Source organism: Serratia sp. root2, assembly GCF_031931805.1.
In the GTDB taxonomy this organism is placed as follows: Bacteria; Pseudomonadota; Gammaproteobacteria; order Enterobacterales; family Enterobacteriaceae; genus Serratia; species Serratia inhibens.
Window position 1 is genome coordinate 595,495 of the sequence record NZ_JAUJXB010000001.1, and the last position, 22,602, is coordinate 618,096.

General features: G+C 56.8%; 24 protein-coding genes. 15 read left to right on the plus strand and 9 right to left on the minus strand.

The features are described 5' to 3' along the window. Nucleotides 1-29: 29 nt before the first annotated feature. The 3 genes from QZQ97_RS02785 to ydgT all read right to left on the minus strand — a co-directional run bounded on the left by QZQ97_RS02785 (nt 30) and on the right by ydgT (nt 2,024). Nucleotides 30-1,064: an NADP-dependent oxidoreductase gene (locus QZQ97_RS02785; protein ID WP_311992159.1), complete on the minus strand. Its 1,035-nt coding sequence runs from the start codon at nt 1,062-1,064 to the stop codon at nt 30-32. Nucleotides 1,065-1,236: 172 nt separating this feature from the next. Further along, nucleotides 1,237-1,656 carry a universal stress protein UspC gene (gene uspC / locus QZQ97_RS02790; RefSeq protein ID WP_311992160.1) on the minus strand — a complete coding sequence of 140 codons (420 nt, stop codon included), beginning with the start codon at nt 1,654-1,656 and terminating at the stop codon, nt 1,237-1,239. 152 nt (nt 1,657-1,808) lie between these two features. Continuing rightward, complete coding sequence (gene ydgT / locus QZQ97_RS02795) at nt 1,809-2,024, minus strand: transcription modulator YdgT (protein ID WP_006319160.1); 216 nt, start codon at nt 2,022-2,024, stop codon at nt 1,809-1,811. 1,442 nt (nt 2,025-3,466) lie between these two features. Between ydgT and flhD the strand changes: the two genes are divergently transcribed. From flhD to cheW, 6 genes are all read left to right on the plus strand, one after another. Further along, nucleotides 3,467-3,817, plus strand: coding sequence for a flagellar transcriptional regulator FlhD (gene flhD / locus QZQ97_RS02800; protein ID WP_006319158.1), 351 nt, complete (start codon nt 3,467-3,469; stop codon nt 3,815-3,817). Next, nucleotides 3,817-4,401 carry a flagellar transcriptional regulator FlhC gene (gene flhC, locus QZQ97_RS02805; protein ID WP_158586339.1) on the plus strand — a complete coding sequence of 195 codons (585 nt, stop codon included), beginning with the start codon at nt 3,817-3,819 and terminating at the stop codon, nt 4,399-4,401. The genes flhD and flhC overlap by 1 nt, the downstream gene beginning before the upstream one ends. A 158-nt stretch (nt 4,402-4,559) precedes the next feature. Then, nucleotides 4,560-5,450 carry a flagellar motor stator protein MotA gene (motA, locus tag QZQ97_RS02810; protein WP_006319154.1) on the plus strand — a complete coding sequence of 297 codons (891 nt, stop codon included), beginning with the start codon at nt 4,560-4,562 and terminating at the stop codon, nt 5,448-5,450. Beyond that, complete coding sequence (motB, locus tag QZQ97_RS02815; RefSeq protein WP_311992161.1) at nt 5,447-6,412, plus strand: flagellar motor protein MotB; 966 nt, start codon at nt 5,447-5,449, stop codon at nt 6,410-6,412. Before motA ends, motB begins: the two co-directional genes overlap by 4 nt. A 4-nt stretch (nt 6,413-6,416) precedes the next feature. Continuing rightward, complete coding sequence (gene cheA, locus QZQ97_RS02820; RefSeq protein WP_311992162.1) at nt 6,417-8,390, plus strand: chemotaxis protein CheA; 1,974 nt, start codon at nt 6,417-6,419, stop codon at nt 8,388-8,390. A gap of 32 nt (nt 8,391-8,422) precedes the next feature. Further along, nucleotides 8,423-8,923, plus strand: coding sequence for a chemotaxis protein CheW (gene cheW / locus QZQ97_RS02825; RefSeq protein ID WP_004946138.1), 501 nt, complete (start codon nt 8,423-8,425; stop codon nt 8,921-8,923). A gap of 100 nt (nt 8,924-9,023) precedes the next feature. Here the strand turns inward: cheW and QZQ97_RS02830 are convergent, their stop codons facing one another. After that, nucleotides 9,024-9,227, minus strand: coding sequence for a hypothetical protein (locus QZQ97_RS02830; protein WP_311992163.1), 204 nt, complete (start codon nt 9,225-9,227; stop codon nt 9,024-9,026). Nucleotides 9,228-9,484: 257 nt separating this feature from the next. On the opposite strand from QZQ97_RS02830, the gene QZQ97_RS02835 reads away from it, so the two are divergent. The 9 genes from QZQ97_RS02835 to QZQ97_RS02875 all read left to right on the plus strand — a co-directional run bounded on the left by QZQ97_RS02835 (nt 9,485) and on the right by QZQ97_RS02875 (nt 19,986). Continuing rightward, entirely contained in the window at nt 9,485-11,140 is a 1,656-nt protein-coding gene (locus tag QZQ97_RS02835) for a methyl-accepting chemotaxis protein (protein WP_442995185.1), read from the plus strand. A gap of 85 nt (nt 11,141-11,225) precedes the next feature. Further along, on the plus strand, nt 11,226-12,851 hold the full coding sequence (locus tag QZQ97_RS02840) for a methyl-accepting chemotaxis protein (protein ID WP_311992165.1): 1,626 nt from the start codon (nt 11,226-11,228) through the stop codon (nt 12,849-12,851). Between the two features lie 28 nt (nt 12,852-12,879). After that, entirely contained in the window at nt 12,880-13,752 is an 873-nt protein-coding gene (cheR, locus tag QZQ97_RS02845) for a protein-glutamate O-methyltransferase CheR (protein WP_311992166.1), read from the plus strand. Next, nucleotides 13,752-14,801 carry a protein-glutamate methylesterase/protein-glutamine glutaminase gene (locus tag QZQ97_RS02850; protein ID WP_311992167.1) on the plus strand — a complete coding sequence of 350 codons (1,050 nt, stop codon included), beginning with the start codon at nt 13,752-13,754 and terminating at the stop codon, nt 14,799-14,801. Before cheR ends, QZQ97_RS02850 begins: the two co-directional genes overlap by 1 nt. Before the next feature lie 337 nt (nt 14,802-15,138). After that, nucleotides 15,139-15,528 carry a chemotaxis response regulator CheY gene (gene cheY, locus QZQ97_RS02855; protein WP_311992168.1) on the plus strand — a complete coding sequence of 130 codons (390 nt, stop codon included), beginning with the start codon at nt 15,139-15,141 and terminating at the stop codon, nt 15,526-15,528. Nucleotides 15,529-15,538: 10 nt separating this feature from the next. After that, nucleotides 15,539-16,183, plus strand: a complete 645-nt coding sequence (cheZ, locus tag QZQ97_RS02860) for a protein phosphatase CheZ (RefSeq protein ID WP_311992169.1) — start codon at nt 15,539-15,541, stop codon at nt 16,181-16,183. Between the two features lie 176 nt (nt 16,184-16,359). Beyond that, complete coding sequence (flhB, locus tag QZQ97_RS02865; protein WP_311992170.1) at nt 16,360-17,511, plus strand: flagellar biosynthesis protein FlhB; 1,152 nt, start codon at nt 16,360-16,362, stop codon at nt 17,509-17,511. After that, the gene (flhA, locus tag QZQ97_RS02870; RefSeq protein ID WP_311992171.1) at nt 17,504-19,582 is read left to right on the plus strand and encodes a flagellar biosynthesis protein FlhA; all 2,079 of its coding nucleotides are present in this window, start codon (nt 17,504-17,506) and stop codon (nt 19,580-19,582) included. The genes flhB and flhA overlap by 8 nt, the downstream gene beginning before the upstream one ends. Next, complete coding sequence (locus QZQ97_RS02875) at nt 19,582-19,986, plus strand: flagellar protein FlhE (protein ID WP_311992172.1); 405 nt, start codon at nt 19,582-19,584, stop codon at nt 19,984-19,986. The genes flhA and QZQ97_RS02875 overlap by 1 nt, the downstream gene beginning before the upstream one ends. A 42-nt stretch (nt 19,987-20,028) precedes the next feature. On the opposite strand, the gene QZQ97_RS02880 is transcribed toward QZQ97_RS02875, so the two are convergent. The 5 genes from QZQ97_RS02880 to flgA form a co-directional block, all read right to left on the minus strand. Continuing rightward, nucleotides 20,029-20,331 carry a helix-turn-helix domain-containing protein gene (locus QZQ97_RS02880; RefSeq protein WP_311992173.1) on the minus strand — a complete coding sequence of 101 codons (303 nt, stop codon included), beginning with the start codon at nt 20,329-20,331 and terminating at the stop codon, nt 20,029-20,031. After that, complete coding sequence (locus QZQ97_RS02885; RefSeq protein WP_311992174.1) at nt 20,324-20,695, minus strand: type II toxin-antitoxin system RelE/ParE family toxin; 372 nt, start codon at nt 20,693-20,695, stop codon at nt 20,324-20,326. The genes QZQ97_RS02880 and QZQ97_RS02885 overlap by 8 nt, the downstream gene beginning before the upstream one ends. 218 nt (nt 20,696-20,913) lie before the next feature. Next, entirely contained in the window at nt 20,914-21,348 is a 435-nt protein-coding gene (locus QZQ97_RS02890) for a flagella synthesis protein FlgN (protein ID WP_311992175.1), read from the minus strand. Between the two features lie 82 nt (nt 21,349-21,430). After that, entirely contained in the window at nt 21,431-21,757 is a 327-nt protein-coding gene (gene flgM / locus QZQ97_RS02895; protein WP_311992176.1) for a flagellar biosynthesis anti-sigma factor FlgM, read from the minus strand. A gap of 121 nt (nt 21,758-21,878) precedes the next feature. Beyond that, nucleotides 21,879-22,532: a flagellar basal body P-ring formation chaperone FlgA gene (gene flgA / locus QZQ97_RS02900; protein ID WP_311992177.1), complete on the minus strand. Its 654-nt coding sequence runs from the start codon at nt 22,530-22,532 to the stop codon at nt 21,879-21,881. Nucleotides 22,533-22,602: the final 70 nt, after the last annotated feature.

Consider the following 22,602-nt stretch of genomic DNA (forward strand, 5'->3'; position numbering starts at 1 on the left):
GCAGACTGGAACTGCGCCCTGGCTTTCGGTTACTCGTCGGCGACGCGGATCACCAGCTTGCCGAAGTTTTTGCCCTGTAACAGGCCGATAAACGCCTGCGGCGCATTTTCCAGCCCGTCGACCACATCCTCGCGGAACTTGATTTTGCCCTGTCCGACCCATTCCCCCATCTGTTGCAGGAAGTCTCCATACTCCGAACCGTAGTCATCGAAAATAATAAAACCCTGCATGCGGATGCGCTTGCGCAAAATCAGTCCCTGCAGCATCGACAGGCGATCCGGGCCGTCGGGTAAATCGGTAGCGTTATAGTGGGCGATAATGCCGCAGACCGGAATACGCGCTCTGGCGTTCAGCAGCGGCATCACCGCATCAAACACCGCACCGCCGACGTTCTCGTAATAAATGTCGATACCCTGTGGGCAGGCTGCGGCCAGTTGTTCGGCAAAGTCGGCAGCCCGGTGATCGACACAGGCATCGAAGCCCAGTTCTTCTACCACATAGCGACATTTTTCCGCACCGCCCGCCACGCCGACCACACGGCAACCTTTCAGCTTGGCTACCTGGCCAACGACCGAACCGACGGCGCCGCTGGCTGCGGCAACCACCAGGGTTTCACCGGGTTGCGGCCGGCCGATATCCAGCAGGCCCATATAAGCGGTAAAGCCCGGCATGCCCAAGACCCCGAGCAGGCGGGAGGGCTGCGTTTGTTGCGCGCCGAGGTTACGTAAGCCGCTGCCGTCAGACAGCGCATAATCCTGCCAGCCGTCGTAGCCCAACACCCAGTCTCCGGGTTTGAAATTCGGGTGTTGCGATGCAACAACGCGCGACACCGTGCCGCCGACCATGACCTGGCCGATCTCCACCGGCGGAGCGTAAGACGGGGCATCGCTCATACGGCCGCGCATATAGGGATCAAGCGACAGATAAACGGTGCGTAAAAGCACCTGGCCGGCGGCGGGTTGAGGTATATCCGTCGTTTCCAGGCGGAAATTGTCTGCGGTAGGTTCACCGTGCGGACGTGAAGCCAGCAGAATGCGGCGATTTTGTTGTTCGGATTGAGACATCAGGAACTCCTTATGCGGACAGAATCCTAAGTCTAGTCAATCATCGGCAAGGGGAAATGGCCTAATGTGCTTAGGCATCCCTTAAATCGACAGGGGCTATCGCAGAGTCAAAAGCGCGTGATGACGAAATAAGAGCGCCGTAGCGGCGGTCTTGCAATCAAACCTTCGGGTATCAGAGCGGAACGATCAGCACGTCGATACGGCTGGTATTGATAAAGCGCGCCGCAGAACAGGAGATTTTGTTCATCATGCTGTCGCTGTGGTTGCCGCAAATCACCAGATCAAACGGCTGGCGCTGGCGGGCGTAGCTCAGGCTGTCGCTAAGTTCACCATGAACGATCAGCGTCTCGGTGATGGGATAATCGGCCCGCAGCCGCAGCTCCTCCATAAACAGCAGCGTCTCTTCTTCCATCAGTGCCCGCAGATCGCCCAACATCGGCCCGGCGAAGTTATTGTACATTTCCGGATTGGCAATCGTGCTCAGCAGAGTGATTTTACCGTTAGCGGGGCGCACGATGGAGACGGCTTTTTCAACCAGGCGGTGGCTGTCAGCCGCCACGGCGACAGTAACCAGAACGTTTTGATATCCCATTTTCCACCCCCGTTTCCCCTACTTAGGGTAATAGAGTAGAGCCTGATGCATTTGATAAATGTGGTTTGTATCACGCGCGACAATAAATCGGAGATTATTGCCGTTATTTAGCAATAAAAGATAAAGGGGCGTTCGCGCGTAATGACGGAAAATTAAAACACCTGCGCCCACAGCGTTTTTGGCACCTTGCCCAAGTCGAACAATTTACCGGCAACCAGCTCGGCGCGACGGTGATCGGCTGCGCGGTACATATTGCTGATTTCAATATCATTATCAATGGAGTAGTTAAGCTTGTCGTACACTTTTTCCACGCTGTCCAAACTGGAGCACTTGCGGAACGTCATCAGGTAATCGAAGGTATCAGTCATGATTAAAATATAACCTGTCAATAGTTGTAGCCGGACGAAGAAACATCACGCTGTCATGCAGGGCTGCGCCAAAAGCGTGATGTGCGACCTGAAAATTAATTTCAAATAAATAAATTGCAATAGGGTAATAATCGGCTGCGTTACCCGCGCCTTTACGCTAAGAATAATAATATGCCCACGCGGTATCGGCAATGCCATCCTGTCGCTAAAGACACGAATTAGGGAAAGTCTCAGATTGCAGGGGGAGGACGTCGACGTCAAGGGAACAAGGGACAGCACGCTTGTGAGCAAACCGGGGGGGTAAGGCTGAGTTCCACCCTTTGGCGGGGATTTTTTTGCGCCATGCTGAACCTCTTCGGCGGGCGGCCGTATCCATCTGAAAGTTCCGCCGGGAATCTTCAATCCTCCCACCTCTGGCGATGGCGATATGACCGGCGCTATATGCGTGGGTTCTCCGGCGGTAGTGAATGACGAAACAGATAATCCGGTGAGCAAAAATAAAAGCCAACCTGCGTTTTTTATTGGGCTACCAAAAATACGTTGTGAAGTTTTATCGAAAAGCGGCGCCGCTGAGATTTAAGCTTTTTCGCCAATGAAGAAAAAATGATTAAAGTTTTAATTATTGCTGCCGATAAAACGTATTGGGGAGATCTTTAATAAAAATAAACCCAGGCTTGTCGCTTTAGCTCTGCTTATCGAGAAACATATCGTTACCTCTGTTTTCTTGTTCACAACCTAAGCGAGCCCTTGTTAACCTAATATACCCATTCGCTGAAAATTAAAACAGGCAATCCGCCGTTTTTTAAGTCAAATCTGAAACCTCATATCCTTATAGTTTCCATGAGTTACTTTATTGGTGTTGATAGTTTATTGTTAATTAAACGGTTATTTATACTGTGTTTGTTGGCTGCGAGCAGATTTTTGTTCTGTTATTTTGGTTTGGTAATGCTTTTGTTCGAATTGATCTAAAAATGATATATTTTTGGCTTATATACATTGTTTTTAAGACGTTTTTTTACTTATGGCGGCTTTTTGAGCGAAAACACGGTTGAAAAATGGCCGAATAAGAGGGTGTTTGGCTTAATTATTTTTTATTTTTGTGATCTACATCACATTGTATTTAAAATTGCCTCTCACTTACATTGTGTGTGCTAATGGTTCGGGGGTAGAGTTGCGCTGCTTTAGGAATAATCTTATTAATTTTGTAAAAATAGTTTCATGGTGACTACACACTATCGAAGCAAAATGCTGTACATCCATACACGTTGGTTTACGCACGTCTCAAATACTGAATGATGGTCCGAATTTAGAGATGTTGAAAAATTTATAACGGCCGTTATTCAGGGATTCATTTGCCAACTTCGGGAACAAACCCAGGTCACGGGCGATAAAAATTATCACCCAGCGTATGTTTTTAAACATAGTCTGTCGGGATGGGGAATATGGGTACGTCTGAATTACTTAAGCATATTTATGACATAAATTTGTCATATTTACTTTTAGCACAGCGTCTGATTAATGATGAAAAAGCATCGGCAATGTTCCGTCTGGGTATCGACGAAGCCATGGCCGACGCGCTCGCTCAACTCACGTTACCGCAAATGGTCAAACTGGCTGAGACTAACCAGTTGGTCTGTCACTTCCGTTTTAACGAAAGCCATACCATCGAGCGCCTGACGAAAGAGTCACGCGTGGACGATCTGCAGCAAATCCATACGGGCATTTTGCTATCAAGCCATTTACTGCAAGAACTATCGGATAAAAACGGTAGTGCGACGAAGAAAAGAGCCTGATGATGGTAGAGAAAAGTATTGTTCAGGAAGCCAAGGACATTCAGCTGGCTATGGAATTGATTACGCTGGGTGCGCGTTTGCAGATGCTGGAAAGTGAAACCCAGCTCAGCCGCGGGCGTTTGATCAAACTCTATAAGGAATTGCGCGGCAGCCCGCCGCCGAAGGGCATGTTACCGTTCTCTACCGACTGGTTTATGACCTGGGAACAGAACATCCATTCGTCCATGTTTTACAACGCCTACAGTTTCTTGATGAAGAGCGGACATTGCACCGGCGTTGAGGCGGTGATCAAAGCCTATCGTCTGTATCTGGAGCAATGCCCGCACCAGCCGGGGGAGACGCCGTTGTTGGCGCTGACCCGCGCCTGGACGCTGGTGCGCTTCGTCGATAGCGGCATGTTGCAGCTCTCCGCTTGCAACTGCTGCGGCGGCACTTTCATCACCCACGCACACCAACCCTTGAACAGTTTTGTTTGCAGTTTATGCCAGCCCCCTTCCCGCGCAGTAAAAAGACGTAAACTTTCGCCGCAACTGGCCGATATTATTCCTCAACTGCTGGACGAGCAGGTTAAACGCGCAATTTGAGCCGGCGGTAGCGCCGGTTCATCCAGATCTGAACAGACTTGTGAAACGCAGGGTTCGGCATACCGAACCCGTAGGCGCAGCCTGGCCTGCTGCGGCCTTGCGGCTCAAAAGCGCGCTTATCCCACCTTCCATCCACATTGTTAATTTAAGGAATGCGTGTGTTAGTTATTTTGGGTTATCTCGTGGTATTGGGTGCGGTCTTTGGGGGGTACCTGATTGTGGGGGGCCATCTCGGTGCGCTTTATCAACCGGCGGAGTTTTTGATTATCGGCGGTGCAGGCATCGGGGCTTTTATCGTAGGTAACAACGGTAAGGCGATAAAATCCACTCTGCGCGCCATTCCCAAGCTGATGCGTCGTTCAAAGTACAGCAAGGATCTGTATATGGATTTGATGGCGCTGTTGTATCGGCTGCTGGCCAAATCCCGTCAGCAGGGCATGCTGTCCCTCGAGTTCGATATCGATAACCCGCAGGAAAGTGAAATTTTCTCTAATTATCCCCGCATCCTTGCCGATAACACCCTGGTGGAATTTATTACCGATTACTTACGGCTGATGGTGAGCGGCAACATGAATGCGTTTGAGATTGAAGCGCTGATGGATGAAGAGATCGAAACCTTCGAACAGGAAAGCGAGGTACCGGCAGGTAGCCTGGCGATGGTCGGCGACTCGTTGCCGGCGTTCGGCATTGTGGCGGCGGTAATGGGCGTGGTGCATGCGCTGGCCTCGGCCGATCGCCCGGCGGCCGAGCTGGGGGCGCTTATCGCCAACGCGATGGTCGGCACTTTCCTCGGCATTTTGCTGGCTTACGGTTTCATCTCGCCGTTGGCAACCCTGCTGCGGCAGAAAAGCGCGGAAAACGTCAAAATGATGCAGTGCATCAAGGTTACGCTGCTGTCGAGCCTGAACGGTTATGCACCGCAGATTGCGGTCGAATTCGGCCGTAAAACGCTGTACACCACCGAGCGACCGTCCTTCGTTGAGCTGGAAGAGCACGTGCGCCGCGTGAAAGCGCCGGCGCAGCAGGCGACGGAAGAAGAACAGGTATGAAGCAGAATCACCCGGTTGTTCTGGTCAGGAAACGCAAATCGCATCAGGCGGCGCACCACGGTGGCTCCTGGAAGATTGCTTATGCTGACTTTATGACCGCCATGATGGCGTTCTTCCTGGTGATGTGGTTGTTGGCTATCGCCAGCCCGCAGGAGCTGACGCAAATCGCCGAATATTTTCGCACGCCGTTGAAGGTGGCGCTGACCACCGGCGACAAGAGCAGTTCGGAGAGCAGCCCGATCCCAGGGGGTGGGGATGACCCCACCCAGCAGGATGGGTTGGTGAAAAAACAGATCGAGACGCTGGAGAAGCGCGACGAAGAACTGCGCCTCAACAAGCTGCGGGAAAAACTCGATGAGCTGATTGAGTCCGACCCGCGCCTGAAAGCGCTGCGCCCGCATCTGCTGATCAACATGATGGATGAAGGTTTGCGCATCCAGATCATCGATAGCCAGAACCGGCCAATGTTCAAAACCGGCAGTGCGCAGGTGGAAAGCTACATGCGCGACATCCTGCGGGCGATTGCGCCGATCCTGAATGATCTGCCGAATAAAATCAGCCTGTCTGGCCATACCGATGATATTCCCTATGCCACCGGCGAGCGCGGTTACAGCAACTGGGAGTTGTCAGCCGATCGTGCCAACGCCTCACGGCGGGAGCTGATCGCCGGTGGGTTGTCTGAGGGCAAAGTGCTGCGCGTGGTGGGCATGGCCGCCACCATGAGCCTGAAACAGCACGGCGCCGATGATGCCATCAACCGTCGCATCACCGTGCTGGTGCTGAACAAGCAAACCCAGCAGGGCATTGAACACGAAAATGCCGAAAGCAACGCGATGGGCGTCGCCCGGCCGGTAGACCTGAAGCCTTTGGCACCGTCGGCGACGGCCCCGGCCACCCTTATCACCCCGGAGCAGCCGGTGGCTGTCCCTTCACCGACTAACAGCGACTCACAGCAGAGGTGACCCCGTGAGCATGGATATTAGCGCTTTTTATCAGACCTTTTTTGATGAAGCAGATGAGCTGCTGGCCGACATGGAGCAACACCTGCTGGAGCTGGATCCGCTGGCTCCGGACATTGAGCCGCTGAACGCCATTTTCCGCGCAGCGCACTCTATCAAGGGCGGCGCGGCGACCTTCGGCTTTTCGGTGCTACAGGAAACCACCCATCTGCTGGAGAACTTGCTGGACGGTGCGCGGCGTCAGGAGATGAGCCTGAGCACTGAAATTATCAACCTGTTTCTGGAAACCAAAGACATTATGCAGGAGCAACTGGACGCCTATAAAACGTCGCAAAAGCCAGATACCGACAGCTTTGAATATATCTGTCAGGCGTTGCGGCAGCTTGCGCTGGACGCACAGCAGCAGGATGCTCCCGCTGCGCTTGCGTTGCCGGAAACCGCCGTCGCCGCGCCTTCGGCGATAGAAGGCGGGATGCGGGTTTGCCTGAGTGGCCTGAAGCCGAATGAAATCCCGCTGATGCTGGAAGAGTTGGGCAATCTGGGCGAGGTGAAAAATCCGCAGCAGACCGAAAGCAGCCTGGAAGTGACGCTGCTGACCTCCGCCCGCGAAGAGGATATCAGCGCGGTGTTGTGTTTCGTGCTGGAGCCGGAGCAAATCAGCTTCGCCACGCCGCTGCCGGCTGAGTTGCCGCCGGAGCCGCCACAGCCCGTTGCCGTTCAGGCCGCAGAGCCGTCGGTAGCCAAACCGGCGCCTGCGGTTGCCGAAGCGCCGAAAGCACGCGCCAAGGCCGGCGAATCTACCAGCATCCGCGTGGCGGTGGAAAAAGTCGACCAATTGATCAATCTGGTGGGAGAACTGGTGATCACCCAGTCGATGCTGGCGCAGCGCTCCGGTAGCCTGGATCCGGTCAACCACGGCGATCTGCTCAACAGCATGAGCCAGTTGGAACGTAACGCGCGCGATCTGCAAGAGTCGGTGATGTCGATCCGCATGATGCCGATGGAATACGTGTTCAGCCGCTTCCCGCGCCTGGTACGCGATCTGGCAGGCAAGCTGAACAAGCAGGTGGAGCTGCAGTTGCAGGGCAGTTCTACCGAGTTGGACAAGAGCCTGATTGAACGCATTATCGATCCCCTGACGCACCTGGTGCGCAACAGCCTGGATCACGGTATTGAAGATCCGGCCACGCGCGTTGCCGCCGGTAAATCGGCAGTGGGTAATCTGGTTTTGTCGGCGGAGCATCAGGGCGGCAATATCTGCATTGAGGTGACCGATGACGGCGCCGGGTTGAACCGGGCAAAAATTCTCGCCAAGGCGGCGTCGCAGGGGCTGGCGGTCAGCGACAGCATGAGCGATGAAGAGGTCGGCATGCTGATCTTCGCACCGGGTTTTTCCACCGCAGAACAGGTGACCGACGTGTCCGGCCGTGGCGTCGGCATGGACGTGGTGAAGCGAAATATTCAGGAAATGGGTGGGCATGTAGAAATCCATTCGCAGGCAGGCAAGGGCACCGCCATTCGCATTTTGCTGCCGTTGACGCTGGCGATCCTCGACGGTATGTCGGTCAAGGTGAACGATGAAGTGTTTATCCTGCCGCTCAACGCGGTGATGGAGTCCTTGCAGCCGCAGGCCGAAGACCTGCATCCGTTGGCTGGTGGCGAACGGGTGTTGCAGGTGCGCGGCGAATATTTGCCGCTGGTGGAGCTGTTCCGGGTGTTCGAGGTGGCAGGCGCCAAAACCGACGCCACTCAGGGCATTGTGGTGATCCTGCAAAGCGCCGGCCGCCGCTATGCGTTGCTGGTGGATCAACTGATCGGCCAGCATCAGGTGGTGGTGAAGAACCTGGAAAGCAACTATCGCAAAGTGCCGGGGATTTCCGCCGCAACCATTCTGGGCGACGGCAGCGTGGCGCTGATTGTCGATGTCTCGGCGCTGCAAACCCTGAACCGCGAGCAGCGTCAGACGGACGCGGCTGCATAATAATTAATCTATTGATTTAAAGGGTGAATGACATGGCAGGACTGGCAACCGTCAGCAAACTGGCTGGCGAAACGGTAGGGCAGGAGTTCCTGATTTTTACCTTGGGTAACGAGGAATACGGCATTGATATCCTCAAGGTGCAGGAGATCCGCGGATACGATCAGGTTACGCGCATTGCCAATACGCCGGCCTTTATCAAGGGCGTCACCAACCTGCGTGGCGTGATTGTGCCGATTATCGATCTGCGGGTGAAGTTTGCCCAGCAGGACGTGTCCTACGATGAAAACACCGTGGTGATCGTGCTGAACTTTGGCCTGCGGGTGGTGGGGATTGTGGTTGATGGCGTATCCGACGTGCTGTCGCTGACCACCGAACAGATCCGCCCGGCACCGGAATTCGCCGTAACGTTGGCCACCGAATACCTGACCGGCCTGGGGTCGCTGGGCGATCGCATGCTGATTCTGGTGGATATCGAAAAGCTGCTGAGCAGCGAAGAGATGTCGCTGGTCGACAGCGTGGCGAAAAGCGCCTGATTGACGATGATACGGGTTCAGCATGCGGCAATTGATCTCTGCCGCATGCTGCGCAAAAAACGGGTAGCGCCTGATGATGTAAGCCGGGAGGGCTGCCCGACTAATCGATATCCTTCAACCGCAGCACGTATTTTTTCCAGCCGCGACTGGTCACCAGCAGATAGCCGGCAGCGAACAGCGCCGCAACCGTGGCGCTGCGCAACAGGCTGATCTGCGTCGTTGAGCTCAATAGGCTGCTCAACAGGTTGGCGATCAAGAACCCTGCAAATACCCACGCCGCCCGTTTGATTCGTCGACTCTCCATCTCGTCCTCACAAATGCTTCCCTGGGATGACAGGATATTACGCCTGGCATGCGTGCGAACCAAGCCCCCACCTATGACTAGCCAATAGCGGCAATTGATCTCGCCGTGGGGGCGCCGGATGCTGCGCCCAAAAAACCAACCAAAAATAGTTACCTCCTTGCATAAAGTTCTGCTCCCTCGCGCCGATAACTCTGTCAATCAACAGACTCCGGGCCTGTCCGCGCGGGCTTTCAACAAGGGAAAACATGTTTAATCGTATGAAGGTGGTCACCAGCCTGTTGCTGGTGCTGGTGTTATTTGGCGCCTTGCAGCTGGTCTCGGGCGGGCTCTTTTTCTCCTCACTGAAGAATGACAAAGAAAACTTCACCGTTTTGCAGACCATTCGCCAGCAGCAGTCCGATTTGAACGAAAGCTGGGTTAACCTGCTGCAGGCTCGCAATACGCTGAACCGCGCCGGGATCCGCTACATGATGGATGCCAATAAGATTGGCAGCGGCGCCAGCGTTACCGAACTGTTGGCTGGGGCCAAGAACAACCTGCTGGTGGCGGAACAACATTATGCCGCTTATGACAAAATCCCTCTAAACCCTCGCCAGGACGCGCAGTCTGCCGAAAAGCTCAAACAGCAATACGGTATTTTGCACGGCGCGTTGTCCGAGTTGGTCCAACTGCTGGGCGAAGGCAAGATCAACGCCTTCTTTGACCAGCCGACGCAAAGCTATCAGAACGCGTTCGAAGATATCTACAACACCTACCTGGCGCAAAACGACAAGCTCTATCAAAGCGCGGTGGAAGACAGCAACAACTCGTTCAGCTTCGCAATCTGGACGCTGGCGGTGGTGCTGCTGGTGGTGCTGGCGGTGATCGTATTGGTGTGGAGCGGCATTCACCACATTCTGGTGCGCCCGCTGAACCGCATGATCGAGCACATCAAAATGATTGCCGCCGGCGACCTGACCCAACCGATCGCCGTAACCAGCCGTAATGAAATGGGCGTGCTGGCCGCCAGCCTCAAACACATGCAGAGCGAACTGATCGAGACCGTCAGCGGCGTGCGTCAGGGGGCCGATGCCATCTACAGCGGCGCCTCCGAAATTGCCGCCGGCAATAACGATCTCTCTTCCCGTACCGAACAGCAAGCTGCCTCGCTGGAAGAAACTGCCGCCAGCATGGAGCAGTTGACCGCCACGGTGAAACAGAACGCCGAAAACGCCCGTCAGGCCAGCCAACTGGCGCTGAGCGCCTCCGAAACCGCGCAGAAGGGCGGTAAAGTAGTGGCCAACGTGGTGCAGACCATGCACGACATTGCCGGCAGTTCGCAGAAAATTGCCGACATTACCGGCGTGATCGACGGCATTGCTTTCCAGACCAACATTCTGGCGCTGAATGCGGCGGTAGAAGCGGCGCGAGCCGGCGAACAGGGCCGTGGTTTTGCCGTCGTAGCGGGTGAAGTGCGTAACCTGGCCCAGCGCAGCGCGCAGGCAGCGAAGGAAATCAAGGGCCTGATCGAAGACTCCGTCAGCCGCGTAGACATGGGCTCGGTGCTGGTGGAAAGCGCCGGTGAAACCATGGGCGATATCGTCAATGCGGTCACCCGCGTCACCGACATCATGGGTGAAATCGCCTCGGCGTCCGACGAACAGAGCCGCGGTATCGACCAGGTCGGCCAGGCGGTGGCGGAAATGGATCGCGTCACCCAGCAAAACGCCTCGCTGGTCGAAGAGTCCGCTTCTGCGGCGGCGGCATTGGAAGAGCAAGCCAGCATGCTGACCCAATCGGTAGCGGTATTCCGACTGAAAACGGAAGGCCAGGACGAATTCAAAATGCCCGCCGGCAAAACGGCCGTTACCCCGGTACTCAATCATAAAAAAACGAACGCCAGCGATCTGCAGGATAACTGGGAAACGTTCTAACCGGCATTGGGCCTCCTCGCCCGTTCCGGGGGAGGCTTATTCCCCGTCGTAAGCTGGCCGTCGGCCGGCTGCAAGGAGGTTCACAGTGTTTAACCGAATCCGCGTCTCTACCAGTCTGTTTCTGTTGTTGATGACTTTTTGTGTTATGCAGTTGGCCACCAGCGGCTTGTCGTACACCGCTTTCCGTTCCGATCACCACAATCTCAATCTGATCACGCTAGGCAGCCAGCAGCGCGATGCCCTCAGCCTGAGCTGGGTCTCATTGTTGCAGGCCCGCAATACGCTGAACCGCGCCGGCACCCGTTCGGCGCTCAAGCTGCCGCAAGATCAGGTGAATGCGTTGATGGGCAATGCGCGCAGTTCATTGCAGAAAGCCGATCTCTATTTCAACCAGTTCCTGGCGGTACCGCGCCACAGCGAGCAGGAACAGCAACTGACCGAAACTACCCAGGCCAGCTATGATCGGCTGCGTAGCGCGCTGCGTGAGCTGATTGGCTTCCTGGAGAACAACAATCTGCAGGCGTTTATGGACCAGCCGACGCAGAAAACCCAGGACCTGTTTGAGGCCGACTTTGTCCAGTATCTGCAATTGGTGAACGCCAACGTCGCCGAAGCCAACGCCGCCAATCAGCGCTCCTTCACCCTGTCCGGCTGGTTGGTGGGCGGTGCGGTGCTGATGCTGATCGTGGTGACCGGCAGCGCTCTGTGGTGGCTGCGCAATATGTTGGTGCACCCGCTGAATATTATGCGCAGTCATTTTGACCGCATCGCCGGCGGCGACCTGGCTACGCCGATCCAGGTCTATGGCCGCAATGAAATCAGCCAACTGTTCGCCAGCCTGCAGCGCATGCAGCATTCGCTGATTGGCACCGTCGGTGCGGTGCGCGATGGCGCGGAATCCATTCTGATTGGCCTGCAGGAAATCTCCGAGGGCAACAACGATCTCTCTTCACGTACCGAACAGCAGGCTGCCTCGCTGGAAGAAACCGCCGCCAGCATGGAGCAGTTGACCGCCACGGTGAAGCAGAATGCCGACAACGCACGCCAGGCGTCGCAACTGGCGCGCGATGCCTCAGCAACGGCGGCCAAGGGGGGCGCATTGGCCGGTGACGTGGTGACTACCATGCAGGATATCGCCAGCAGTTCGCAGAAAATTGGCGCCATTACCAGCGTGATCGACGGCATTGCTTTCCAGACCAACATCCTGGCGCTGAACGCGGCGGTGGAAGCGGCGCGCGCCGGCGAACAGGGACGCGGTTTTGCCGTGGTGGCCGGTGAAGTGCGCAATTTAGCCAGCCGCAGTGCGCAGGCGGCAAAAGAAATCAAAGGTCTGATCGACGAGTCGGTCAGCCGCGTGAAACAGGGCTCGGTGCTGGTGGAAAACTCCGGCGCCACCATGCAGGACATCGTGCGTTCGGTCACCCGGGTTACCGACATCATGGGTGAAATCGCTTCGGCGTCCGATGAACAGAGCCGCGGCATCGAACAGGTCACGCAGGCGGTGACCCAGATGGATCAGGTGACCCAGCAGAACGCCGCATTGGTGGAGGAAGCCGCCTCGGCGGCGGCCGCGCTGGAAGATCAGGCGATTACCCTGGCCGACGCGGTGTCGGTATTCCGTCTGGCGGACGATAACTTCGCCGCGCCGGGCAACAATCAAGACGCAATTTCACCCGTGGTAAAGGAAGCCCCAGATTGTCAAACCGCATAAGCAGCACGTTTTTTATGAGTCATTGGGTATGAAACAGGCGCCGTCGACCCCTAACCGTGATCCTGGATCCTTGCTGACGCAGATGGTCCAGCGCCTGCCGTTGCTGGACGTGCATTTTCGGCGTATCAGCCAACTGATTTACCAGCGCGCCGGCATTGTGCTGGCGGAGCACAAGCGCGAGATGGTCTACAACCGCCTGGTGCGCCGCCTGCGGTTGCTGGGGCTGAACGATTTCGGCGATTACCTGGCGCTGCTGGAAAGCGATCCGAACAGCGCCGAATGGCAGGCGTTTATCAATGCGCTGACCACCAACCTGACGGCATTTTTCCGCGAGGCGCACCACTTCCCGATCCTGGCTGAGCATGCGCGCCAACGGCCCAACGGCTATAGCGTGTGGAGCACGGCGGCCTCTACCGGGGAAGAGCCGTACTCGATCGCCATCACCCTGAGTGAAGTGCTGGGGCAACGTGCCGGCGGTTGCCAGGTATGGGCCAGCGATATCGATACCCAGGTGTTGGAAAAGGCCGAAGCCGGCGTTTACCGCCACGAAGATCTGCGCACCCTGACGCCGGCGCAGATGCAGCGCTATTTTCTGCGTGGTACCGGGCCGCATCAGGGGTTGGTGCGGGTACGGCCGGAACTGGCGGCGCAGGTGAATTTCCAACCGCTCAACCTGCTGGCGCCGGAATGGGCGCTGCCGGGGCAGTTTGACGCCATTTTTTGCCGCAACGTGATGATCTATTTCGATAAGGCGACGCAGGAACGCATCCTGCGCCGCTTCGTGCCCTTGCTTAAACCGGGGGGCCTGATGTTTGCCGGTCACTCCGAGAATTTCAGCCAGATCAGCCGGGATTTCTACTTGCGTGGGCAGACCGTGTATGGCCTGACCAAGGAGAGGTAATGAGTAAAATCAGAGTATTGAGCGTAGACGATTCGGCCCTGATGCGGCAGTTGATGACCGAAATTGTGAACAGCCATCCCGATATGGAGATGGTAGCGACCGCGCCGGATCCGCTGGTGGCGCGCGACATGATCAAAAAGTTTAATCCGCAGGTGCTGACGCTGGACGTCGAAATGCCGCGCATGGACGGTCTGGATTTTCTGGAAAAGCTGATGCGCTTGCGGCCGATGCCGGTGGTGATGGTGTCGTCTCTGACCGGTAAAGGATCGGAAATCACCCTGCGCGCGCTGGAGCTGGGGGCGGTGGATTTCGTCACCAAACCGCAGTTGGGTATCCGCGAAGGCATGCTGGCTTACAGCGAACTGATTGCCGAGAAAATCCGTACGGCGGCCAAGGCGCGGCTGCCGCAACGTTCCAACAGCCCGGCACCGGCGATCCTTAGTCATACGCCGCTGCTGAGCAGCGAAAAGCTGATTGCCATCGGCGCCTCCACCGGCGGTACCGAAGCGATCCGTCAGGTGTTGCAACCGCTGCCTGTCACCAGCCCGGCGCTGTTGATCACCCAGCATATGCCGCCGGGTTTTACCCGTTCGTTTGCCGAGCGGTTGAACAAGCTGTGCCAGATCACGGTGAAAGAAGCCGAGGACGGTGAACGCGTGCTGCCGGGTCATGCCTATATCGCGCCGGGCGATCGCCATCTGGAACTGTCGCGCAGCGGTGCCAACTATCAGGTGAAGCTGAATGACGGCCCGCCGGTCAACCGCCATCGGCCTTCGGTGGATGTGCTGTTCCGCTCTGTCGCGCAGCACGCCGGGCGTAATGCGGTGGGCGTGATCCTGACCGGCATGGGCAATGACGGGGCGGCGGGCATGCTGGAAATGCACCGCGCCGGCGCTTATACCCTGGCGCAGAACGAGGCCAGTTGCGTGGTGTTCGGCATGCCGCGCGAGGCTATCGCCACCGGCGGGGTGAACGAGGTGGTGGAGCTGGATCGCATGAGCCAGCGCATGCTGGCGCAGATTGCCGGTGGCCAGGCGCTGCGTATTTGATTTTTACCCTTAATTATACCCGTCGCCTTTCGAGCCGCAGCGTTGTTACCTGCTTACAAGCCCCATCCGTGGGGCTTGCCCCTGCGGGGCCGCTGCGAGCAGCGTTCAAATCTGTTCCCGACAGATTTGTCGCTCACCCCAGTCACTTACTTGAGTAAGCTCCTGAGGATGAGCGAGCTGGTCGCCTAGCTGTGCTGTACAGGGATGTACGAATGCCGCGAGCGCATGGATACGCTAGAGCGGCCAACTCGAAATTCATAGGGTATATAGGGGGTTATAGCGAACAGCTGCCGTGAGGCTGGCTGTTGTTTGGATTAGGTAAACCTTGGGAGTGAACATGGCAGATAAGAACCTCAGATTTCTGGTAGTGGACGATTTCTCCACTATGCGTCGCATCGTCAGAAATTTGCTGAAAGAGTTGGGCTTTAACAATGTTGAAGAGGCTGAAGACGGCGCGGATGCGCTGAACAAGCTGCGCGCCGGCGGTTTCGATTTCGTGGTGTCCGACTGGAACATGCCGAACATGGACGGCCTCGAACTGTTGCAGACCATCCGCGCCGATGGCGCATTGGCGTCTATGCCGGTGCTGATGGTGACGGCGGAAGCCAAAAAAGAAAACATTATCGCAGCGGCGCAGGCCGGGGCCAGCGGTTACGTGGTGAAACCTTTTACGGCGGCGACGCTGGAAGAAAAGCTCAATAAGATCTTTGAAAAACTGGGCATGTAAGGAGAGGGTGATGAGAGACATTCCAATGCCTGCCAGCGATGCGGCGACCGCGGGAGAGATAATCTCCCGCATTGGTCAACTGACGCGCATGTTGCGCGACAGCATGCGTGAACTGGGGCTCGATCAGGCGATCGCCCAGGCGGCAGAGGCAATCCCGGATGCACGCGATCGGCTTGATTACGTGGTCACCATGACGGCGCAGGCGGCGGAACGGGCGTTGAACTGCGTGGAGGCGGCGCAACCGCGCCAGGCGGAGTTGGAGTCAGAGGCCAAAGCTCTTAAAGGGCGCTGGGACGACTGGTTTGCCGATCCGATCGAATTGGCCGATGCGCGCTCGCTGGTCACCGACACCCGCCAGTATCTGGAGCAGGTGCCGGAGCATACTGCGTTCACCAACGCCCAGTTGCTGGAAATCATGATGGCGCAGGATTTCCAGGATCTGACCGGGCAGGTGATAAAACGCATGATGGATGTGGTACAGGAGATCGAAAAGCAGCTGCTGATGGTGCTGATGGAAAATATTCCTGAACAGCCGGCGAAGGAGAAAAAACCGAACGACAGTCTGCTCAACGGCCCGCAGCTCGATCAAAACGGCGCCGGCGTTATCGCCAACCAGGCGCAGGTAGATGACCTGCTCGACAGCCTCGGTTTCTGACGCTTTCTGGGGCGCACATTATTGCGCCCCAGATGCCGCATGTGGGCGCAATGCTTGCGCTTCCTCCTCATCCCCCAAATAACCCGCCTTTTCCCCCGTTGTTCCATCAATGAAATCAGCATTTTTTTGGCATGCTGGCCGCAATTTTATTCCCCCCTGGCACAGGAACCTCGCTCGTGGCTGAAGACAGCGATCTGGAGAAAAGCGAAGCCCCCACGCCCCACCGGGTGGAAAAGGCGCGCGAGGATGGCCAGATCCCGCGTTCGCGCGAACTGACATCGGTGTTGATGCTGGTCGCTGGCCTGTCGATCATCTGGGTGGCCGGCGGCAACATGGCGCAGCAGCTGGCGGCGATGCTGACCCAGGGGCTGAATTTCGATCACGCGATGGTCAGCAACGACAAACAGATGCTGCGCCAACTGGGCATGCTGCTGCGGCAAGCGGTGTGGGCGCTGCTGCCGATCATGGCCGGGTTGGCGCTGGTAGCGCTGACGGCGCCGATGCTGCTGGGCGGCCTGCTGCTGAGCGGTAAATCGCTCAAGTTCGATCTCAAGCGCCTGAACCCGCTGTCGGGGCTGAAGCGAATATTTTCCAGCCAGGTGCTGGCGGAACTGCTTAAGGGCATTTTGAAGGCGACGTTGGTGGGGTGGATCACCGGGTTGTACCTGTGGCACAACTGGGCGGAGATGCTGCATCTGGTGACGCAACAGCCGCTCGATGCGCTCGGCAATGCGCTGCGAATGATCATTTTCTGCGGCCTGCTGGTGGTACTCGGGCTGACGCCGATGGTGGCGTTTGATGTGTTTTACCAACTGTGGAGCCACTTCAAAAAGCTGAAAATGACCAAGCAGGACATCCGCGACGAGTTCAAGGATCAGGAAGGCGATCCGCACGTTAAAGGCCGTATTCGCCAGCAGCAGCGCGCTATTGCCCGACGCCGCATGATGGCCGACGTGCCGAAAGCCGACGTGATAGTCACCAACCCGACGCATTACGCCGTGGCGTTGCAGTATAACGACCAAAAAATGAGCGCACCGAAAGTGCTGGCCAAAGGCGCCGGCGAAATTGCGCTGCGCATTCGCGAGCTGGGCGCGGAACACCGCATTCCGATGCTGGAAGCACCGCCGCTGGCGCGTGCGCTGTATCGGCACAGTGAGATTGGACAACACATCCCGGCCACCCTGTATGCCGCCGTGGCCGAAGTTTTGGCCTGGGTTTACCAACTGCGACGCTGGCGGCGCGAAGGCGGCCTGATCCCGAAAAAACCTGAACGTTTACCGGTGCCGGAAGCACTGGATTTTGCTGGAGAGAGTAACTCTAATGGCTAATTTAGCCGCCTTGCTTCGTTTGCCGGGCAGTTTTAAAGATACGCAGTGGCAGGTACTGGCCGGCCCGATCCTGATCCTGATGATCCTGTCGATGATGGTGCTGCCGTTGCCGGCATTTATTCTCGATTTGTTGTTCACCTTCAATATTGCCTTATCGATCATGGTATTGCTGGTAGCGATGTTTACCCAGCGCACGCTGGAATTCGCCGCATTCCCCACCATTTTGCTGTTCTCGACCCTGTTGCGCCTGTCGCTCAACGTGGCCTCGACGCGCATCATCCTGATGGAAGGGCATACCGGATCTGCCGCCGCCGGCCGCGTGGTGGAGGCCTTCGGCCACTTCCTGGTCGGCGGCAACTTCGCCATCGGCATCGTGGTGTTCATTATTTTGGTGCTGATCAACTTTATGGTCATCACCAAGGGTGCCGGGCGTATCGCCGAAGTGGGTGCGCGCTTTGTGCTGGATGGCATGCCGGGCAAGCAGATGGCGATCGATGCCGATCTCAACGCCGGTTTGATCGGTGAAGAAGAGGCGAAAAAACGTCGCTCTGAGGTCACGCAGGAAGCGGACTTCTACGGTTCGATGGACGGTGCCAGTAAGTTCGTGCGCGGCGATGCGGTCGCCGGTCTGATGATCATGATGTTAAACGTGGTCGGCGGCTTGTTGGTCGGGGTGATCCAGCACGGCATGGAACTGGGTACGGCGGCGGAAACTTACACCTTGCTGACTATCGGTGACGGCCTGGTGGCGCAGATACCGGCGCTGGTGATTTCGACTGCCGCCGGCGTTATCGTGACTCGCGTGGCGACCGATCAGGACGTGGGCGAGCAGATGGTCGGCCAACTGTTCAACAACCCGCGCGTGATGTTGCTCAGCGCTGCGGTGCTCGGCCTGTTGGGCCTGGTGCCGGGCATGCCGAACCTGGTGTTCCTGCTGTTTACCGCCGCCCTGTTGGGGCTGGCCTGGTGGCTGCGCGGGCGCGATCAGCAAGCACCGAAGGTGCAGGAGGCACCGTTGGCGCAGGATAATCCGCAGGCGGTGGAGGCCAGTTGGTCAGACGTACAACTGGAAGATCCGCTGGGCATGGAGGTGGGTTACCGGCTGATCCCAATGGTGGATTTCCAACAGAATGGTGAATTGCTGGGCCGTATTCGCGGCATCCGTAAAAAATTCGCCCAGGAGATGGGCTACCTGCCGCCGGTGGTGCATATCCGCGATAACCTCGAGTTGCCGCCGGCCGGCTACCGGATCCTGATGAAGGGCGTAGAAATCGGCAGCGGTGAGGCGCAACCGGGGCGCTGGCTGGCGATTAACCCCGGCAATGCGGTGGGCGAATTACCGGGGGATAAAACCGTCGATCCGGCCTTCGGGCTGGAAGCGGTATGGATCGACAGCGCGCTGCGCGAGCAGGCGCAGATCCAGGGCTTTACCGTGGTGGAAGCCAGCACCGTGGTGGCGACCCACCTCAATCATTTGATTGGGCAGTTCGCCAGCGAGCTGTTTGGTCGGCAAGAAACCCAGCAGTTGCTGGATCGCGTAGCGCAGGATATACCGAAATTGACCGAAGATTTCGTGCCGGGCGTGGTGTCGCTGACCACCTTGCATAAGGTATTGCAGAACCTGCTGGCGGAAAGGGTCTCGATCCGCGATATGCGCACCATTATCGAAACGCTGGCGGAGCATGCGCCGTCACAAACCGACCCCTACGAGCTGACCACCGTGGTGCGGGTTGCGTTGGGGCGGGCGATCACCCAGCAATGGTTCCCGGGCAATGGCGAAATTCAGGTCATTGGTCTGGACACCCAGCTCGAGCGCTTGTTGTTACAGGCGTTGCAGGGCGGTGGCGGATTGGAGCCGGGGCTGGCGGATCGCCTGCTGGATCAGGCCAAACAGGCGTTGCAGCGGCAAGAAATGCTCAGCGCGCCGCCGGTGCTGCTGGTGAACCACGCGCTGCGGGCGTTGTTGGCGCGCTTTCTGCGCCGCAGCCTGCCGCAGATGGTGGTGTTGTCTAATCTGGAAATCAACGACGACCGCCAAATCCGCATGACATCGACCATTGGAGCCGCATAATGAAACACTGTTTGCCGTTGATCTGCCTGTTGGCGCCGCCTGGCGCGCAGGCGGTGTCGGGATCCTGGGTGGCCGACAGCATTGGCGCTACGCTGGAATATGGCGGCATACGCGGCGAATCGCCTGGCTTGCGCAGCCCTTACGCGTTGCCGGACCCGAATGCGCGCATCACCAGCGTCAGTTGGCGCTACCGGTTGCTGGCCGCCGAACCTGCTGGTTTGCAGGTGCAGCTTTGTACGCTGACCCGTTGCATTGCGTTGGGCGGCGGCAGTGGCAGCAGCAACGGGTTGAACGGGGAACCGGCCAATGCCGAATTGCGCTTTGTCTATTACGTGCAGGCGCGCGACGGGCTGAATCCGCCGCTGCGGGTGATTAGCAATCAGGTGATTGTGAATTATCAGTGATGTATAAGCCGTGACGGCATCAGGGAAAAGGGTGGACGCAGCCTAGGCCAGAATCGCCAACCCGTTGTGATCGACCAGCGAAAGCAGTTTCATCGCGGCGGAATCAGGCCGCGCTTCGCCACGTTCCCATGCTTCCACGATTTCATAATCGACATTTAAATAGGCGGAAAAGGTGTGTGAGCTGACCTTTTCACGCATGCGTAATCTTTTGATTTGGTTTGGGCTGTAATTTTTAACTCTTTTTTTGCACAGCAGATCAAAACCGCCCATGGTTGCTTCGTCCAAAAAACCTTTGTCGTATAGACTTTTCATTTCCTGGTGAATTTCAGCGAGTATCTTACTCATAATAAATTCTCCTTAATTCATTACATTTTACTAATTGGTGCAATTGATAGATTGAGTAGTTAAATAAAACATTGGCTCTGGCCTTAAGGGTTTGTAATTCAATCCGGGGGAGGCTTTGTTGCTCATTTTTGGCGTAACCCTGCATGAAAAAACACTTCAGCTTGATATCCGAGGCAACCAGGGCTCGGTAACTGCTACGTTTTCCACTGCCGGGGCGGGGAATACGTTTTTTATATATGTTGCCTCCTGGATTGGCCTCGTATTGATGGCAACTTATTTCGTAGGCTGACAACCTTATTCTGGCCTCGTCGAGGGGGTTACGTTTCATGAAAGCCAAAAAAGTCTTGGTGAGGTAAATATCCAATATCTGCACTCCCTGTGCAATCTATATCCAGTTTGGGCGTATTTCAAGGGATTAACCATGGGGGCAGTATGAAGCGTGTTTTGAACGGCGAAAAAGTCTGATTCACCGGAATGCGAAGGACTTCGCGTGAAGATTTTAGATGTTTAGCAGGATGAACCAAAATTGAGAGGAAGATGGCAAAACGAAGGGGGCCTGTCTGCCCCCTTCGTCAAAAGATCCTAAACGCCGATTTTTCGCCCCAGCAGGCTGCCGCTGCGCGACTGACCATCCGGGCCATAAAGGGATTTGTTGTTCTTGCCGAGGATCGCCAACGCCTGGGCGTTATGGTCAATCTGCTGAGTGAGCAACAGGCCATTATGCTGATTTTTCTCGCGCAACTTTTTGCTGAGCAACTGTACTTGTTGCCAGGCGTCCGCCAAACGCGGGTGGGCGGAATAGGGCGCCTGTTGCCTTTGCGCGCGCTCTCGTTCCAACCGTTGCTGCTCCAGGTAGTTGACCGTGGCCAGCAACTGGCTTTTGACGTCGGTAACGCGCTGCAACGCTACCCCCGGCAATTGGCCGGAGCAAAGCAAATCATGCTCTTCCGTCAGCGCACTATCCAGGGCATTCAGGGTTTCCAGTAAACTATCAAGCAGCTGCGCCAGGTTTTCCATTGCGATTCATCACCTTCAGAGTGTCCCTAGATTTTCCACGTCGCAGCCGTAGGGGCAATGCAGCCCAGGTTGCATCATCTGACTACGCCTTCGGCGGCCGGCTGCCGTTTGACAGCCATTGGGCATCGCTTTGCGCGTCTTGCAGCAGCGCATCGGCAATTTTGCCGGCATCCATTTTCAATTCGCCGTTGCGGATTGCCTGCTTGATAGCGTCCACCCGGCTCATATCAATATCCTGAGTACCCGGTTGCATCAGGCGCGCTTGAGCGTCGCTCAATTTTACCTGGGTGCCGCTGACGGTGCTTTCCGTCTGGGCAGCTTTGCGCGGCTGAAGGGGGCTTTCAGTCGCGGTTTCACGAGGTTGCACCGTAGGAACGGGTTGCAGCCGTTGGGTGCGATCGATACTCATGGTCAATCTCCATCGATGCCGTCGCCGCGAAGGCAATGGCTGATATTTTTGTGGCCCTGGCGGCCAATAAAAGTCTGCTTATGATTTTCTTATCGGCAGGTTTTGATAAACCTTTACCTTTTTATAACCCAATACGGATCGTGCCATCGCCATCGGCTATGCCGCTGACGATTTGTCCGGAAGCCATGCGTACGCGGACGCTGTCCTGGGCGGCGGCGTTGTTCATGGCTTTGCCTGCGCCGCTGATGTTAAACCCGGTGCCTTGCGCCGTCACCTGCACCGGCTGGCCGGCCTTGATCACCCAGGCGCGGCGCAGCATGGCGAAGGTCAGGGGTTGGCCGGGGCTGATATTGCGCAGGCTGACCGCACCGATCGCCTTGCCCGCTTCGGTAAGAGTGCGCGGCGCCAGAGTATCGAGCCGGCCGCTTTTCAGCTTCACGTCAGCTGCCGTCAGCCGGGTACCGGCGCTGATGCCGCGGGCCGACACCAGGTAGTTGCCGATCACCTGAACCTGCGTTTGTATAAAACGCCGATCCTGGCCACAACGCGCCGAAACGCTGATATTGCCCCAGCGGCGGGCATTCGGCGCGAGTGACAGCTGCGGAAACTCGCACTGTGGCCATTGGGCCGCCGGCGTACGCACCAACACCTTGACCTGCACCGGGCTGCCGTTGAACTGGCTGCCGATGAAGCGATCGATCTGCGCCGCCAGATCGTCGGCGCGTGCGTTCAGGCTGCACAGCAGAGCGGCGAACAGCAGCATTTTACTTTTCATCTTCGCTTCCTCAAGCGCCATCGGGTGCGGGTAAGTTTACCCGGACTGCGCGCAGGCTAAGCAGACAAAT

Bases quoted from the DNA above. Each gene is read 5' to 3' on its own strand.
- cheZ (WP_311992169.1), top strand. From the start codon at position 15,539: ATGAGAGACATTCCAATGCCTGCCAGCGATGCGGCGACCGCGGGAGAG.
- flgA (WP_311992177.1), bottom strand. From the start codon at position 22,532: ATGAAAAGTAAAATGCTGCTGTTCGCCGCTCTGCTGTGCAGCCTGAAC.
- flgM (WP_311992176.1), bottom strand. From the start codon at position 21,757: ATGAGTATCGATCGCACCCAACGGCTGCAACCCGTTCCTACGGTGCAA.
- QZQ97_RS02890 (WP_311992175.1), bottom strand. From the start codon at position 21,348: ATGGAAAACCTGGCGCAGCTGCTTGATAGTTTACTGGAAACCCTGAAT.
- flhD (WP_006319158.1), top strand. From the start codon at position 3,467: ATGGGTACGTCTGAATTACTTAAGCATATTTATGACATAAATTTGTCA.
- cheY (WP_311992168.1), top strand. From the start codon at position 15,139: ATGGCAGATAAGAACCTCAGATTTCTGGTAGTGGACGATTTCTCCACT.
- QZQ97_RS02830 (WP_311992163.1), bottom strand. From the start codon at position 9,227: ATGGAGAGTCGACGAATCAAACGGGCGGCGTGGGTATTTGCAGGGTTC.
- QZQ97_RS02875 (WP_311992172.1), top strand. From the start codon at position 19,582: ATGAAACACTGTTTGCCGTTGATCTGCCTGTTGGCGCCGCCTGGCGCG.
- cheR (WP_311992166.1), top strand. From the start codon at position 12,880: ATGAAACAGGCGCCGTCGACCCCTAACCGTGATCCTGGATCCTTGCTG.
- QZQ97_RS02785 (WP_311992159.1), bottom strand. From the start codon at position 1,064: ATGTCTCAATCCGAACAACAAAATCGCCGCATTCTGCTGGCTTCACGT.
- uspC (WP_311992160.1), bottom strand. From the start codon at position 1,656: ATGGGATATCAAAACGTTCTGGTTACTGTCGCCGTGGCGGCTGACAGC.
- motB (WP_311992161.1), top strand. From the start codon at position 5,447: ATGAAGCAGAATCACCCGGTTGTTCTGGTCAGGAAACGCAAATCGCAT.
- ydgT (WP_006319160.1), bottom strand. From the start codon at position 2,024: ATGACTGATACCTTCGATTACCTGATGACGTTCCGCAAGTGCTCCAGT.
- QZQ97_RS02880 (WP_311992173.1), bottom strand. From the start codon at position 20,331: ATGAGTAAGATACTCGCTGAAATTCACCAGGAAATGAAAAGTCTATAC.
- QZQ97_RS02850 (WP_311992167.1), top strand. From the start codon at position 13,752: ATGAGTAAAATCAGAGTATTGAGCGTAGACGATTCGGCCCTGATGCGG.
- flhA (WP_311992171.1), top strand. From the start codon at position 17,504: ATGGCTAATTTAGCCGCCTTGCTTCGTTTGCCGGGCAGTTTTAAAGAT.
- flhC (WP_158586339.1), top strand. From the start codon at position 3,817: ATGATGGTAGAGAAAAGTATTGTTCAGGAAGCCAAGGACATTCAGCTG.
- cheW (WP_004946138.1), top strand. From the start codon at position 8,423: ATGGCAGGACTGGCAACCGTCAGCAAACTGGCTGGCGAAACGGTAGGG.
- QZQ97_RS02835 (WP_442995185.1), top strand. From the start codon at position 9,485: ATGAAGGTGGTCACCAGCCTGTTGCTGGTGCTGGTGTTATTTGGCGCC.